11 protein-coding genes are annotated in these 16684 nt (G+C 50.7%); 3 read left to right on the forward strand and 8 right to left on the reverse strand.

The window, feature by feature from the left end:
- Positions 1 to 23 precede the first annotated feature (23 nt).
- The 3 genes from xdhB to guaD all read left to right on the forward strand — a co-directional run bounded on the left by xdhB (position 24) and on the right by guaD (position 5112).
- Complete coding sequence (gene xdhB / locus ACXX82_RS11745) at positions 24 to 2393, forward strand: xanthine dehydrogenase molybdopterin binding subunit (protein WP_322234876.1); 2370 nt, start codon at positions 24 to 26, stop codon at positions 2391 to 2393.
- Between the two features lie 96 nt (positions 2394 to 2489).
- Positions 2490 to 3644: a xanthine dehydrogenase accessory protein XdhC gene (gene xdhC / locus ACXX82_RS11750; RefSeq protein WP_458562971.1), complete on the forward strand. Its 1155-nt coding sequence runs from the start codon at positions 2490 to 2492 to the stop codon at positions 3642 to 3644.
- Between the two features lie 130 nt (positions 3645 to 3774).
- Positions 3775 to 5112 carry a guanine deaminase gene (guaD, locus tag ACXX82_RS11755; RefSeq protein WP_458562972.1) on the forward strand — a complete coding sequence of 446 codons (1338 nt, stop codon included), beginning with the start codon at positions 3775 to 3777 and terminating at the stop codon, positions 5110 to 5112.
- Between the two features lie 107 nt (positions 5113 to 5219).
- Here guaD and ACXX82_RS11760 read toward each other — a convergent pair whose 3' ends face one another.
- The 8 genes from ACXX82_RS11760 to ptsP all read right to left on the reverse strand — a co-directional run bounded on the left by ACXX82_RS11760 (position 5220) and on the right by ptsP (position 16625).
- The gene (locus ACXX82_RS11760; protein ID WP_322234882.1) at positions 5220 to 6761 is read right to left on the reverse strand and encodes a SpoVR family protein; all 1542 of its coding nucleotides are present in this window, start codon (positions 6759 to 6761) and stop codon (positions 5220 to 5222) included.
- A complete protein-coding gene (locus ACXX82_RS11765) occupies positions 6758 to 8026 on the reverse strand; it encodes a YeaH/YhbH family protein (protein WP_322234884.1) in 1269 nt (422 codons plus the stop codon). Before ACXX82_RS11765 ends, ACXX82_RS11760 begins: the two co-directional genes overlap by 4 nt.
- 277 nt (positions 8027 to 8303) lie before the next feature.
- Complete coding sequence (locus ACXX82_RS11770) at positions 8304 to 10226, reverse strand: PrkA family serine protein kinase (RefSeq protein WP_322234886.1); 1923 nt, start codon at positions 10224 to 10226, stop codon at positions 8304 to 8306.
- A 232-nt stretch (positions 10227 to 10458) separates the two neighbouring features.
- The gene (locus ACXX82_RS11775; RefSeq protein WP_322234888.1) at positions 10459 to 11706 is read right to left on the reverse strand and encodes an AmpG family muropeptide MFS transporter; all 1248 of its coding nucleotides are present in this window, start codon (positions 11704 to 11706) and stop codon (positions 10459 to 10461) included.
- An 83-nt stretch (positions 11707 to 11789) separates the two neighbouring features.
- On the reverse strand, positions 11790 to 12392 hold the full coding sequence (metW, locus tag ACXX82_RS11780; RefSeq protein ID WP_322234890.1) for a methionine biosynthesis protein MetW: 603 nt from the start codon (positions 12390 to 12392) through the stop codon (positions 11790 to 11792).
- A complete protein-coding gene (gene metX / locus ACXX82_RS11785) occupies positions 12382 to 13587 on the reverse strand; it encodes a homoserine O-succinyltransferase MetX (RefSeq protein WP_458562973.1) in 1206 nt (401 codons plus the stop codon). The genes metW and metX overlap by 11 nt, the downstream gene beginning before the upstream one ends.
- A 423-nt stretch (positions 13588 to 14010) precedes the next feature.
- Positions 14011 to 14241, reverse strand: coding sequence for a hypothetical protein (locus ACXX82_RS11790; protein ID WP_458562974.1), 231 nt, complete (start codon positions 14239 to 14241; stop codon positions 14011 to 14013).
- 626 nt (positions 14242 to 14867) lie between these two features.
- Entirely contained in the window at positions 14868 to 16625 is a 1758-nt protein-coding gene (ptsP, locus tag ACXX82_RS11795; protein WP_458562975.1) for a phosphoenolpyruvate--protein phosphotransferase, read from the reverse strand.
- Positions 16626 to 16684: the final 59 nt, after the last annotated feature.

The following is a 16684-nucleotide window of genomic DNA, read 5'->3' on the forward strand; positions in this document are numbered from 1 at the left end:
ATTCGGCATAAGGAAGAAAGATTATGAATACCCAAACTGACGCTTTTTTAAAAACTGATAGTGGCGCACCCGCCGATAAGACTACCTGGGCGGAAGTCGGCCAGTCACATCCGCACGAATCGGCGGTTCTCCATGTACTGGGCGAAGCTACCTATACCGACGACATACCCGAAGCGCAAGGCACGTTGCACGCCGCGCTCGGGATGTCTCAAAAGGCGCATGCGCGGATTCGTTCGATCAATCTGGAAGCGGTCCGTAGCGCCACAGGCGTGGTCGCGGTCTACGTTGCCGGCGATATTCCTGGTACCAATGATTGCGGTCCGATCATTCATGATGATCCAATTCTTGCCGATGGTCTGGTCCAATATGTCGGACAACCAATATTTGTGGTCGTCGCCGACAGCCACGACAACGCCCGCCGTGCAGTGCGCAAAGCGGTGGTCGATTATGATGAACTGCCAGCGATTTTGACGCCGCAGGCAGCGCATGCGGCAAAGTCGTATGTGTTGCCGCCGATGCATCTGGCACGCGGCAATGTTGAGTCGGCGTTTGCCAATGCGCCGCATAAATTAAGCGGCGAGTTGCTGGTCGGCGGTCAGGAGCAATTCTATCTGGAAGGTCAGATCTCGTATGCGATTCCGAAAGAAGGTAACGGCATGTTGGTTCAATGCTCGACCCAGCATCCGTCCGAAATGCAGCACGTTGTAGCGCACGCGCTGGGTTTGCACGCGCACAATGTGGTGGTTGAATGTCGTCGTATGGGCGGCGGATTTGGCGGCAAGGAATCGCAATCGGCTTTATGGGCAGCGGTTGCAGCAATATCTGCGCATAAATTAAAGCGTCCTGTCAAACTGCGGGCTGATCGTGACGATGACATGATGGTGACTGGCAAGCGGCATTGCTTTCATTATGAGTATGAGGTCGGTTATGACGACGGCGGACGCATAGTTGGCGCGCGGGTACAGATGGTCAGTCGGGCGGGTTATTCAGCCGATTTGTCGGCACCGGTTGCCACGCGCGCGGTCTGCCATTTTGACAATGCCTATTATTTGTCAGACGTAGACATCAGCGCTATGTGCGGCAAAACCAATACCCAGTCGAATACGGCGTTCCGGGGCTTTGGCGGACCGCAAGGTGCAATTGCGATTGAATACATACTCGACGAGATTGCGCGTAATCTTGGCCGTGATGCGTTGGATATTCGCAAACATAATTTCTATGGTCGTAATGAGCAAGAAGGCCGCAATGTGACGCAGTACGGTCAAATAGTCGTCGACAACGTCATCCATGAACTGGTTGAAGAGCTGGAAAGTACCAGTGACTATCGCCAGCGCCGTGCAGCTATCGATACTTTTAACGCCAACAGTCTGGTGCTCAAAAAAGGCCTCGCGCTCACGCCAGTCAAATTCGGTATCGCCTTTAACGTCACCCACTTGAATCAGGCCGGTGCGCTAGTGCATGTCTACACCGACGGCTCTGTGCTGGTCAACCATGGCGGCACCGAAATGGGGCAAGGCGTTAACACCAAAGTTGCGCAGGTTGTCGCGCACGCGCTGGGTATTCCTTTGGCTTTAGTGCGCGTCACGGCAACTGATACTAGCAAGATTGCCAATACGTCCGCCACCGCAGCCTCCACTGGCGCTGATTTGAACGGTAAAGCAGCACAAAATGCAGCGCACAAAATACGTCAGCGTCTGGCCGAATTCTTCATCACCTTATATGCGGGCGATGTGACGGCGGTGACCTTTGCCGCGGGTCTGATACAAATGGGCGAACACAGCATTACTTTCGCTGATCTGGTGCAAAAAGCGTATATGGCGCGAGTGCAGTTATGGTCCGACGGATTTTATGCCACGCCGGGTTTGTATTGGGATTCCAAGACCATGACCGGTCATCCATTTTCTTATTTTGCCTACGGTGCTTCGGTCTCCGAAGTGGTGGTCGATACGCTTACTGGCGAGTGGAGACTGTTGCGCGCAGATGCTCTTTACGACGCGGGTGAATCGCTCAATCCCGCACTGGATATAGGGCAAGTTGAGGGGGCGTTCATTCAGGGGATGGGTTGGCTAACCACCGAAGAATTGTGGTGGAACAAGGATGGTAAGTTAATGACGCACGCGCCATCGACTTACAAAATTCCGGCCATATCCGATTGTCCGCAAGACTTCCGCGTGCGCTTGTTCAAGAATCGCAACGTAGAAGACAGTATTCATCGCTCCAAAGCTGTTGGTGAACCGCCATTATTGTTGCCTTTCTCGGTGTTTTTTGCGATCCGTGACGCCGTTGCCAGCGTCGTTGATCATCGCTACAACCCGCCGTTAAATGCGCCAGCGACCAGTGAAGCAATCTTGAATGCGATTACGGCGGTTGAAGCGATGGCCGCTGGTGCTTGAAATGGCGCTAGTTGCAAAGCCAGCTAAAGCGCTGTAAATCGAAAATTGATGCAAACGTCGATCACTGCACATGATCTTCAAAAAAGGTAAACCGCCATGACACTTTGGTTAAATGCATTGATCACGCTGATGAAGCAGCCGACACCGGCCAATCCAGCGATCTTGATCACGGTCGCGCAGGTCGAGGGTTCCGGCCCGCGCGCGCCTGGCGCAAAGATGGTGGTGACGACGTTGGCGCAGTTTGACACCATCGGTGGCGGTCACCTGGAGTTGTGTGCCATCGACATCGCGCATCAGATGCTTTTGGATGCCGAATCGGACGCTTTTAGCGGAGCCGGTGAGCGGCGCTTGCAACGATTTTCGTTGGGGCCGTCGCTTGGCCAATGTTGCGGCGGTGTGGTGCATTTGGCGTTTGAACGCGTCGATGCCAATGCCGCGGAATATTTTAATTATCTACAATTACGCCTGCGCAAAGCCGAGGACAGCTGGCGTTTAGTTGCCTTGGATCGCGTCGACGGCACGGAAAGCGTGAATAGCGCAGCCGCGCCTAGTCTCTGCGATGTAGATGGTCGGCGCCTGCACGGTCCTGGTATGTTGCCGCGGTTACCGGCCTTGATAGATGGCGCAATGCTGATACGCGATAGCGCAGGTCAGCGCTGGTTACTGGATGGTTGCCTTGCGCCGCGGCCACAATTATTTCTATTTGGCGCAGGCCATGTCGGCGCAGCCATCGTTCGCGCGTTGGCCGATTTGCCTTGTCGGATAACCTGGATCGATGAAAGGGAAGAAATGTTTCCCGATCTTCAGCCTGCCAATGTCACGATAGAAGCCACTGACATTCCCGAAGCCGTGGTCGCCAGCGCTCCGGCCGGCGCAAGCTTTTTGGTGATGACGCATAACCACGCGCTGGATCAACGCTTATCGGAGCTTATTTTGCAGCGCGACGATGTGGCGTGGTTTGGTTTGATTGGTTCAAAAACCAAGCGCATGCAGTTCGAGCATCGACTCGAAGAGCGCGGCATACCACCGCAGCGATTGGCCGAGATGGTGTGTCCAATCGGCATTCCGGGAATCATTGGCAAAGAGCCAGCGGTGATCGCTGCTTCAGTGACGGCACAACTGCTTCAGGTGTGGGAAAGCATCGGCCGCACATTGCCGGTCACGCCTGTTTTATCCGCTATATCCGAAGTTTCCAGCGTGTCGAATACAGTAGCACCGCAGATGTTTAGTGACGCTGGAACGCTTCTCTAAGATTCTCTTCGGTTTGGTAAGTTACTTTCGTATATAGATACCAGAAACACTTGGATGTTGAAACATGTGTAAACCGCATCTCAGAATAGATGTAAAAAAATAGATTTTGATTACTAAAGGAATGTATCTCATGGCAGCAGGCGACAACACCGCGCAATCCGATCACGCAACGCTTCAGGCCTATCGCGCCAGTGTGTTGCACTTTACTGCGGATCCTGCAGACCCCGCGCATCAAGCCGATGCGACTTGCTGGTATGAAGATGGCCTGTTGTTGATCAAAGGCGGACAGGTGGTCGCGGCTGGGGATTATCAGTATTTAAAAGGATCGCTGCCAGACGGTCAAGAAATCCACGACTATCGCGGCAAGATCATCATGCCGGGTTTCATTGATACACACGTTCATTATCCGCAGACCGATATGATCGCGTCGCCATCGCCGGGTTTGCTGCCTTGGTTGGAAAAATATACTTTTCCGACCGAGCGCAAGTTCAGCGATCCGGTGCATGCGCGCAACGTGGCAGATTTTTTTCTGGATCAGTTACTACGTTGCGGGACCACAACCGCGATGGTGTATTGCACCGTGCATCCAGAGTCCGTCGAGGCTTTTTTTGCGGAAAGCGAAGCGCGCAACCTGCGGATGGTCGCCGGCAAAGTCTTGATGGACCGACATTGCCCCGATTTTCTGCAAGACACTGCCGAACGCGGTATCCGTGAAAGTGAAGACCTGCTCAAAAAATGGCACAACCGCGGGCGTCAGATGTACGCCATCACGCCACGCTTTGCACCCACGTCCAGTGACGCGCAATTGCAACTGGCGGGCGAATTGGCAGCGGCCTATCCTGACGTCTATTTGCAGACGCATGCGGCGGAAAATACGGATGAAGTGGCGTGGGTCAAATCACTGTTCCCAGATTCGCGCAGCTACATGGATGTCTACGACAAATATGGCATGCTACGCCCACGCTCAATGTATGCGCATTGCGTCTGGTTAGATGATAGTGATCGTCGGAGAATGGCCGAAACGCAATCGGCAATCTCGGTCTGTCCAACCTCGAACCTGTTCTTGGGAAGTGGTTTATTCGATTTTGAACGGGCTGATACGCATCGCGTGCCGCTATCGTTAGCGACCGATGTCGGCGGTGGCACCAGTTTTTCGATGCTGCAAACCATGAATGAGGCGTACAAAGTCGCACGCATGGGCGGCACGTTTCTGCCAGCATTGCAGATGTTTTACATGGCGACACTGGGTGGCGCGCGCAGTATGCAACTGGAAAACACGATCGGCAATTTTGTCGCCGGTGCGGAGGCGGATTTTATCGTGCTGGACCCGCATGCCACGCCGCTGCTGGCGCGACGCACCGCTAATACTGACGGCCTTGAAGAGCTACTGTTTGCAATAGCATTGCTAGGGGATGATCGCAGTATTCTGGCGACTTTTGCGGCGGGGAAACGCGTTTATCAACGCTAACCTGATAAATGATAAAGCCACGCATTGCATCCCTGCACCGCGTGGCTTTCATACTCTCACCGTTCTATTGCTATACGGACGACGCACTTCGCAATGAAGGCCGTACCTTAAGACCGTAACGTATAGCGATTATTGCTGACGCATTGATAGCGACGCAGCACGTTACCGCTGTCATCCACGCTTTCCAGATGCACGTCGAATTGCCACAATCGCGCCATGTGCCGTAATACTTCATCTGTGTTCTCGCCCAGTGGTCGGCCGTCACTGCGGAAGTGACGCAAAGTCAGGCTCCGGTCACCGCGGGTATTAACCGACCACACCTGAATATTCGGTTCACGATGATTGATATCGTATTGGCGTGATAGCGTTTCACGGACGTACTGATAGCCCGACTCGTTATGGATCGCGGTCACTTCCAATTCACTCCGGTTTTCATCATCTTGCACCGAAAACAAATGCATATCGCGGATCAATTTGGGCGATAGATACTGGGCGATAAAACTTTCGTCCTTAAAGTTGCGCATCGCGTAATGGAGCGCCTCAAGCCATGGCGTTCCTGCTAACTGTGGAAACCATTCGCGATCTTCATCGGTTGGATGTTCGCAGATGCGACGAATATCGCACATCATTGAAAACCCGAGTGCGTAGGGATTGATCCCGTTGTAATACGATTTCGTTATAGGTGGTTGATACACGACGCTAGTATGCGAATGCAAAAACTCCATCATAAAACCGTCGGTCAGATGACCTTCATCGTAGAGCGTATTGAGGAGGGTGTAATGCCAAAATGTCGCCCATCCTTCGTTCATCACCTGGGTTTGCCGTTGCGGATAGAAGTATTGCGCGACTTTACGCACGATACGAATAACCTCACGTTCCCATGGTTCTAATAGCGGGGCATTCTTTTCGGCAAAATACAGCAAGTTTTCCTGCGGTTCTGGAGGAAAACGGTTTTCATCCTGCGCGGTGGCTTCTTCTTTTTTGGTTGGCAAAGTCCGCCACAACGCATTCACTTGTGACTGGTTGTATTCCTCACGCTCTCTGGCTTGCTCGCGTTCTTTCAGCAAAGACAAATGCTGCGGACGCTTGTAGCGATCGACGCCGTAATGCATCAGTGCATGACAAGAATCCAGCAATTCTTCAACGCGATCAAATCCATGGCGTTCTTCGCATTCTGCGATGTAATTACGGGCGTACACCAGATAATCGATAATGGCGTTTGCATCTGTCCACAGCTGGAATAAATAGTTGCCCTTGAAGAACGAATTATGGCCATACGCGGCATGCGCTACCACCAGCGCTTGCATCGTCAGGGTATTTTCTTCCATCAGATAAGCGATACAAGGATTCGAATTGATCACGATTTCGTAGGCCAGACCCATTTGCCCACGTTTATAGCCGCGCTCTGTCGATAGGAAATGCTTGCCGAATGACCAATGGCGATAATTCACCGGCATCCCCGATGACGCGTAGGCATCCATCATTTGCTCGGCAGTAATTATCTCAAGTTGAATGGGATAAATATCGAGCTTATACGCTGCTGCGACGCGCGCGATTTCGACGTTATATTGCTCGATTAACTCAAAAGTCCAGTCGGATGGGCAAGGTAACGGCGATTTGCGCTTGTTGATATCAGCACGTGCATTCATACGTTCACCTGTTTTTCAAACAGTTCACGAAATACCGGATAAATATCGCTCGCGTGCTGAACCTTCTTTTGCACGAACTGGCGATAATCCGGCACTATTTGCGCGTATTCCATCCACAAATTTTGCTCTTCAGGAACTACCTGAATGTAAGCAAAATAACGCGAACGTGGCAATATTTTTTGTTCAAGAATTTTGCGACATTTTGGTGAGTCATCATTCCAGTTATCACCGTCTGACGCCTGCGCGCCATAAATGTTCCAGTCACCCGGTGGATAACGGTCATCGATGATTTTAGACATCAGCTCAAGCGCGCTCGATACGACCGTACCGCCGCTTTCCTGCGAGTGGAAAAAGGTGTCTTCATCGACTTCATCGGCGCGCGTGTGATGGCGAATAAAGACCACTTCGATGTGTTCATAGTTACGCGTGAGAAACAGATACAGCAAAATAAAAAAGCGTTTAGCGAGATCTTTGCGTTGCTCGTCCATTGATCCTGACACGTCCATGACGCAAAACATCACCGCCTGACTTGACGGTTGCGGCTGACGGACGCGGTTGACATAGCGCAAGTCGAAAGGATCGATAAACGGGATACGCCAGATGCGCCCCTTCAGATGATGAATGTCATCAGCCAGACGCTTGATTTCTTCGCCACGGTCTTCTGTATCATCCTTCAGCGCTTCCATCAATAGCTCAAGCTCGCGTAGTCGCGCCACTAGCGGCGAACCTAGCGCAATGCGTCGTCCCAGCGAACTACGTAGCGATCTGACAATATCGATATTGTTGGGAGAGCCGTCAGTAGAGTAACCGGCCCGCATATTTTTCCAGGTCGGTGCTGTCATCAGATTGGTTTTAATCAGACGCGGCAGCTCCAGGTCTTCGAAGAAATATTGCATGAACTCTTCACGCGACAATTCAAAAACGAAGTCATCCTGGCCCTCGCCCTGATCACTTGCTTCGCTACCACCGCCGCGACCCGAGCCGCCGTCCGGGCGCGCAATCCGGTCACCTTGAAGATAATCCTGATTGCCGGGATGAACTACCTCACGCATGCCACCTGATCCGTGTCGAAAGACCGGTTCGGAAATATCTTTACGGGGAATGGTAATACTCTTGGATTTTTCGATTTCTGTGATACCGCGGTCACGTACCGCTTCTGTTACCGAACGTCGAATATCGTCGCGATAGCGACGCAAGAAGCGCTCGCGGTTCGCGATGCCCTTGTTTTTTCCAGCCAACCTACGGTCAATTATCTGATGTAACACGGTACAGTCTCCTGATCGGAATGTATCTGGGAGCTGCCACCGGTATCGCTTAATCCCTTAACCGATACCAGACTTACAAAAGCAGCCCTGTGCAGTTACAGTTCACACCACCACCGCAGATAGGGTCGTCTATCTTTCTACCGTCCATGCTCTGACATGATGTGGGGCTAAACGGCGCTCCGAATCCTCAGCGGTTCCTCAACTGTTTAAGGCCATTCCGCGTTCTTCGCACCATTTAGCTCCCATTCAGGTCTTATCAGCAGACGGTAAAAAAAGTTTATGACGATTTACGTACCCGCAGATACCATTCGCAGAGAAGCCTTACCTGCTTGGGGGTATAACCTTTAGTCACCATGCGATTGACAAAATCTTCATGCTTGCGCATCTCGTCAGCTGAGCCTTTCGCATTAAATGAAATGACGGGAAGCAGATCCTCCGTATTCGAGAACATCTTTTTCTCGATGACGACACGCAGTTTTTCATAACTGGTCCAAAGTGGATTCTTGCCACCGTTCGAGACTCTGGCCCGCAGAACAAAATTAACAATCTCGTTACGGAAATCCTTTGGATTACTGATGCCGGCTGGCTTTTCAATTTTCTCCAGTTCGGCGTTCAGTGCAGCCCTGTCAAAGCTTTCGCCGGTGTCATGATCACGGAACTCCTGATCCTGAATCCAGAAATCCGCGTACGTGACATAACGATCAAACACGTTTTGTCCGTACTCAGAATACGACTCCAGATAAGCGGTCTGGATTTCTTTGCCAATGAACTCGGCGTAACGTGATGCGAGCGTGTCCTTGACGTAAGAAAGATATTTTTGCTCAAGCTCCTGAGAGAACTGCTCGCGCTCAATTTGCTGTTCCAGCACGTACATAAGATGGACAGGATTAGCAGCGATTTCAGCCGAATCAAAATTGAACACTCGCGACAATATCTTGAAAGCAAAACGGGTAGAAACGCCGGTCATTCCTTCATCAACACCGGCATAGTCGCGGTACTCCTGAAACGACTTGGCCTTCGGATCGCTGTCCTTCAGATTGTCGCCATCGTAGACCTGCATTTTAGAAAAAATATTTGAGTTCTCGGGCTCAGCAAGACGCGTCAGAATCGAAAACTGCGCCATCATTTTTAATGTTCCTGGCGCACATACCGCTTTGCCAAGTGAAGAGGTACGAATCAACTTTTCGTAAATCTTAATTTCTTCTGAAACACGCAAGCAGTAAGGCACTTTGACGATGTAAATACGATCCAGCAGCGCTTCATTATTCTTATTGTTGCGGAAGGCTTTCCACTCAGATTCGTTTGAGTGCGCCAGAATAATGCCGTCAAACGGGATCGCACCAAATCCTTCGGTTCCTTTAAAGTTACCTTCCTGCGTGGCGGTTAGCAACGGATGTAAAACTTTTATCGGCGCCTTAAACATTTCGACGAATTCGAGCAAACCCTGATTCGATAAGCATAATCCGCCAGAGTAGCTATAAGCATCGGCATCATCTTGTGAGTATTGTTCCAGTTTGCGAATATCGACTTTGCCGACCAGGGTAGAAATATCCTGATTGTTTTCGTCGCCTGGCTCCGTTTTTGAAATGGCGATTTGACGCAGAACGTTAGGGAAACGTTTGACCACCCGGAATTTACGGATATCACCGTTATATTCGTGCAGACGTTTTACTGCCCACGGACTTAGGATGGACTTGATGTACCGACGTGGAATGCCGTATTGTTCTTCTAGAATTCCGCCGTCTTCGTCATAGTCGAACAAACCCAGTGGCGATTCGTTCACCGGCGAACCTTTAATGGAGTAAAACGGTACATGCTCCATTAATTGTTTCAGACGTTCTGCGATAGACGATTTGCCGCCCCCAACGGGACCCAGCAAATACAGAATTTGTTTTTTCTCTTCGAGACCTTGAGACGCATGACGGAAATAAGCGACGACTTGCTCGATCACTTCTTCGGCGCCATAAAATTCTTTAAAGGCCGGATAGACTTTGATGACTTTGTTGGCAAAAATCCGCGACAACAATTGGTCCTGACGCGTGTCGATTTTTTCGGGTTCACCGATTGCCATCAGCATGCGTTCACCCGCCGTCGCATACACGGTGGGGTTGTTCTTACAAAGCGTCAGATACTCTTCAAGTGAAAACTCTTCTTCTCTGGTCTTGTCGAACCGACTCGCAAAGCTGCTGTAAATATCCATATCACCCCCGCATCAACGATGTTGCGAAAAACGAACTGAACAAACAATTGCTACTACGTAGGATTTCTCACCATGTGTATGAGTCTGTTTAGAGCCCGCTAAATGCAGTTGAATGCATCTGAATTGGCGCGGTATTTAACAGAACAGGAATCCACACTTTTGATTCTATATGTTTTTCTCGAACGCAACCGAGAATTTATGTAAATAGAGGTTACAGACAACAGCGAATTTTCTATGCGTTTATGCGTTTTTCGTTCCACGGCGCGACCTTTGGTAGCAACAACATGCCGGGCAAAGCCAATACGAAGCATAGAATAAAAAAGTTAAACCAGCCAGTTTCGGCAATGATGTAACCGACCGAAGAATTGATAAACGTGCGCGGAACAGCTGCCAGACTTGTGAATAGAGCAAATTGCGTCGCGGTGTAACGCGGGTCTGTCGTGCGAGCAATGTAGGCGACGAAGGCGGCTGTCCCGAGTCCTACACCGAAAGCCTCCGCACCGATCACGATGGCCAGTACAAACGGTTCCGCACCGACATTCGCCAGCCATGCAAAGCCGAGAATCGTCACCGCTTGCACCACACCAAAAATCCATAGCGCACGATTGATGCCAATTTTGACCATCCAGATGCCGCCGATAATGCCACCCGCAACACTCGACCAAAGACTGGTTGTTTTGGAAATCGCGCCGATCTGCGTCATCGTAAAGCCGAGATCAATATAAAATTTGGTCGCCAGCGCCGTTGCCATACTATCGCCAAGTTTATAAAGAAAAATAAAACCAAGTACCCACAGCGCACTTTGCCAACCATTACGGGAAACAAATTCTTGAAACGGCAACAGTACGGCAGCACGAATATTCTTCGGTGGGTCGCCGTATACTTTTGGTTCTTTAATGAGCAATGTGCATATTAATCCAGGCAACATAAATCCGGCTGTAATCCAGAATACCTGATGCCACGGCAGGATATCGGCGAGGACCAACGACAGCGCGCCTGGCACCATTCCCGCAACTTTATAGGCATTAACGTGGATCGCACTGCCCAGACCTTGCTCGCTATCGGGCAGAATTTCACGTCGATAGGCATCAATTACGATGTCCTGACTGGCCGACAAGAACGCCACCAGCGACGCCATCGCCGCTATTTCGGACAACTGGTTGATCGGGTCGAACATTCCCATGACGCCGATAGCGATAAACAGCGCCACTTGCGTCAGCGCCATCCAGCCGCGCCGGCGGCCCATGCGACCAAAGTGGAAGCGGTCCATTAGTGGCGACCATAAAAATTTCCACGTATAAGGAAACATGACTAACGCGAATAACCCGAGTGCTTTGACGTTCAATCCGGATTTTGCAAGCCAGGCTTGCAACAAACTCAGTAATATAAAAAGCGGTAAGCCAGAAGTGAAGCCGAGAAAAACGCAGATCAACATGCGTCGGTTCAGATAGTGATGCCAGGGTTGTGAGGTTGAAGTCATTAATGCGCCCATAACCGGGCGTTAGTAATCAAAATGAATAATGGGACTTATGCAGGTGGGGCGATTTTGCGCAAGTCCGTTGCCTATTTTTTGCGAAAGCGAAATACCGCTAAACTACCGCGCCAGTTTGGTAAAAATGATACAGGATTGCCATCGTGCAATGCTACACATTCGAGCACTTCAAGTCCCACTTCGTTCGCCAATTCTTCAAAATCTTTGATGGTTGCACAACGTAAATTGGGCGTGTCGTACCATTCATAAGGCAACAATTTGGACACCGGCATACGACCGCGCAGCAGCGCCATGCGATGTGGCCAATAGGCAAAATTGGGGAACGATACAATTGCTTCGCGGCCAACGCGTGCAATATCACGTAAAACACCCTCGACGTTTTTCATCATTTGCAACGCTGAAAGGCACAAGACAGTATCGAACGCGTTATCGGCAAATAAGGCTAACCCCGTTTCTAAATCCTGCTGAATGACCGATACACCGCGCGATACACAGGGAGGAATTTTGCTATCGTCGATTTCAACGCCATAACCGGCGCATTGCTTGTCAGTTTGCAAGTAATCCAGCATTACCCCATCGCCGCAACCCAAATCCAGCACCTGAGATTGTTTGGGGACCCAATGGGCGATGAAGGCAAGATCGGGCCGTAGATCACTTAGTTGTTCAAAGTTCATGTTTTTCTCCGGCGCTATTTTGTGCTATCTCATTGGCGTCTGGGCGCACTACGTTAGTGATGGCACCGCCTTGATTGATCGCTTTCCAAATGCGGTTGTAATATTCACGCACCACATTTTGATAGCGGGCGTCCTCCAGCAAAAAAGCGTCATGACCGTGCGGTGCATCAATTTCTGCGTAGCTCACGCGTCGGCGGTTGTTCACCAAGGCCTGAACGATGTCGCGGCTCCGTTGTGGCGAGAAGCGCCAATCGGTCATGAACGACACCACGAGAAATTCTGCACGGGTTTTTTCCAGCGCGACGGTTAAATCGCCGCCGCATTCTGCCGCGGGATCAAAATAATCCAGCGCCTTGGTAATGAGTAAATAGGTATTCGCATCGAAGTATTCAGAGAATTTGTCACCCTGATAACGCAAATACGATTCAATCTCGAAATCGATACCAAATCCGAACTGATAGCTACCCGAGCGCAGATCCCGGCCAAACTTTTCTGCCATGTCATCGTCTGACAAATACGTGATGTGCCCAATCATGCGCGCCACCCGCAAGCCGTTCTTCGGTACCACGCCATGGGCGTAGAAATCGCCGCCATGAAAATCTGGGTCAGTCAAAATAGCTTGCCGTGCGACATCATTGAAGGCGATATTTTGCGCCGATAGCTTCGGTGTCGACGCAATCACCACGCAATGCAGCAAGCGCGTTGGATACAGCAAACTCCACGCCAGCGCTTGCATGCCGCCCAACGACCCGCCCATCACGGCAGCAAACTGCGTAATGCCAAGTGCATCGGCCAGGCGCGCTTGCGCTTGCACCCAGTCTTCAACCGTGACCACAGGGAAATTGGCGCCGTACGGTTTGCCTGTTGTTGCATCGATATGCATTGGCCCCGTAGAGCCAAAGCATGAGCCGAGGTTATTGACACCCATGACGAAGAATTTGTCGGTATCGACTGACTTTCCGGGACCCACCATATTGTCCCACCAACCGACGTTTTTCTCGTCATCGGCATATTTGCCAGCGACGTGATGGGAGGCATTCAACGCATGGCAAACCAATACGGCGTTGGATTTGTCAGCATTGAGCGTTCCATACGTTTCATAGACGAGGGTGTAATTAGACAATGACGCACCGCTTTGCAATGTGAGCGGTGTCGCAAAGTGCATGGATTGCGGTGAGACTATTCCTGAAGACATGGTGTGGTGTCGCAACGTTATCGATGACTGGGGTTATAGTTTATAAGGAAGACGGACGCAAAATTGCCCCAGCGGCATTGTGCTCTCATGGCCGTGCCAGCGCCTGATGTCTCCTCCTGATTAAACAATAAAAAAGCCCGAAAGCTTGCGCTCATCGGGCTAAATCAAGGGGGCTTGCAATGCAAGCTCGCTTTAGCCGTATTTATTCGACATTCCTTTTGGAAATGTCACGCGCCCGCAAGCTGAGGTAGTTAACCGTTCAAATCGGCGCTGTTTGTTGCTATTTAACGTAGCAACGGTACTAAGAATAACCAAGTCAGGGGCTGGCGTCAAATGCTGCGCCTGACTTGTTGGTCCAAAGGTGTAATGTTGCCTTTTGAAGCGCGTTGGCAGCCTCGTTAGAGGCCATCTCACAATGCGATTCTAACTAGGTAAGTGCGCTTCCAGCGCCCGAACTTGCTCTTGTGCTTTCTCTACCAGAGCGTTCGTCGCTTCTAATACTTCTTGCACGGTAGGTTTGGGAAGTCGGTCTTGCTGGCTGTCAAACGCCATCGACAGGGCTGCAAGGATTGCAGAAGTGCGGCTATGTAATAACGTAAGAGTATCGAGGATTTCGATAGTGCGGAGGGTGCGGGTTGGAGTGTTTGCAGACATTGTCAACTTTTCGGGTGGTGTTCGAAGGAGCAATAAAATATTCACGCGAAAAAAAACGGTATTGCGCCGTTTGTGCGTTTTGGATATTTCAGGATTCGAAGCCCGTTCCCCTCTTTGTCAGGGACCTTTTTAGTATCTGGCATTTTGGACGAACGCGCAAGTTTTAGAGGCTACTTGTTAGCCTAAAGTAGTAATGGTCCTGTTTAAATTTGGAAAGTAGCGTTTCTGTGAAAAACTTTTCTGCTGACCCCGATGATTCAGTTCAAACAAAAATTCGCTCTTCTCGAACCGTAGTAAACAGTATTCTGACGTTGCGGATCAGGCGTTCAATTGCATCAAGGGCGTATTCGTCAGGCGCTGGACAGGAAAGAAATGGACGAGATACCTACAAAAAGTGTGGATTTCTCGATAGAAGAGGGGAATTCCTCCAAAAAGTGAAGATTTTTCGGGGAAAGTTATAAAATTTCGAGCATAACGTCACTGTTGAGAAAGTGTTCACGTTGCTGCAAATAAAACGGGACCAAACAGGTGGGCGGCAAATAGCAAGTTTGGTAGACCGATATCCAAAGCAACCGGCAGGCCGTAGCCTCCTCACTATTCGCCACCCATAGATGGGTAATCGTCCCCTACGCGCTGCGCATTTGATTGATTGCCGTGGCAATCGCGCTGGGTTCGGTGGTGCGCAGAATTTTCTTAGTTTGCGCGGTTAACATTTCGAGATCGCTATTTAGAATTTCTTGCTTTACTGCCAATAAGTGGATTGGGTCCATCGAAAATTCCAGTAATCCCATACCGAGTAGTAAACGTGTGTATTTGATATCGCCAGCCATCTCGCCGCATACGGAGACCGGAATTTCGGCTTTGCGTCCCATCGCGATGACGCTCGATAGCAAGAACAATACTGCTGGATGGAGGGGATTATAAAGGTGTGATACCTCGTGATCGACGCGATCAATCGCCAGCGTGTATTGAATCAGATCATTGGTACCGATCGATAGAAAGTCCATGCGCTTGATAAACATCGGCAGCGCCAAAGCGGCGGCCGGGATTTCGATCATGGCACCGATCTTGATATCTTCATCAAACTTGATCTTTTCATCGCGTAGTTGCTGCTTGGCTTGCGCAATCATTAATAAAGTCTGATCAATTTCAAACACGTGCGCCAGCATGGGTATGAGTAACTTGACTGTGCCGAAGGCGGAGGCGCGCAAAATAGCGCGTAACTGCGTCAAAAATAATTGTGGCTCAGCAAGGCAATAACGAATCGCGCGTCGCCCAAGCGCGGGATTGAGCGCGGTCTGCTCGCTCGTATCGAGCGGTTTGTCTGCACCCACGTCAAGCGTGCGGATGGTGACGGGTCGGCCCTTCATGGCAACTACCGCCTGTTTGTAGGACGCAAATTGCTCGTCTTCTGTGGGAAGTTGTTGCTTGATGCCAATGCGGCCCATAAACAAAAATTCAGAGCGAAACAAACCTACACCATTCGCGCCAGATTCCATCGCCGGCGCACAATCGTCGGGCAGTTCAATGTTCGCCAACAGCGTAATCTCAACTCCGTCTAGCGTGACTGCGCGGGTTTTTTTGAGTTTGCCGAGTTTTTTTCGGGCTTTGATTTGTTGGGCTTGTTGCTCACGAAATCGTTGCAATATCAGTGGAGATGGATCAACGATGACCACACCGGCCAAGCCATCAATGATGATCCAGTCGTCCTGCTTGATCAGCAACGAGGCGTGGCCCATACCGACCGCGGCAGGGATATCCAGACTGCGTGCCACGATTGATGTGTGCGAGTTTTGGCCGCCCTGATCTGTGATAAAACCAGCGAAGGCACGGTTGCGGAACTGCAACATATCAGCTGGAGAAATATCGTGGGCGACAACTATGATGTTGGGGGAAGAGGCACCGTCGACGTCGACCTCAAGTTCCGGCAGCGTTGTCGCTGTTCCCATCAATATTTTTAATATCCGCTCGCCGACTTGCTGAATGTCGGTTTTACGCTCACGTAAATAAGGGTCTTCGATCTCATCGAATTGTGCTGAGACTTCGTCAATTTGCGTGACCAGCGCCCATTCGGCGTTGTACTGGCGCTGGCGAATAATCTCTAATGGAATTTCCGCCAACATCGCGTCGGCCAGAATCAGCAAATGGACATCGATAAAAGCGCCTAATTCGGCGGGTGACTCTTTGGGTAACTCACTACGGATGGTTTGTAGCTCTTTGCGGACGGTAGCGACGGCGTTTTCGAGGCGCTGTACCTCGGCTTCAACTTGGGTTTCAGACACTAAATAGTGTTTGACGTCCATCGCTGTTGGCGCCAGCAAATGCGCCCGACCTATCGCAATACCGCGCGAAACCGGAATACCATGTAAGGAAAAAGATGCCATCTGTTCAGCCCGCAGTGAATGGGTGTCTCAAAATGATGGAACAGTCTGTAGCAGTGTCC

This window comes from Glaciimonas sp. GNP009 (assembly GCF_054343755.1).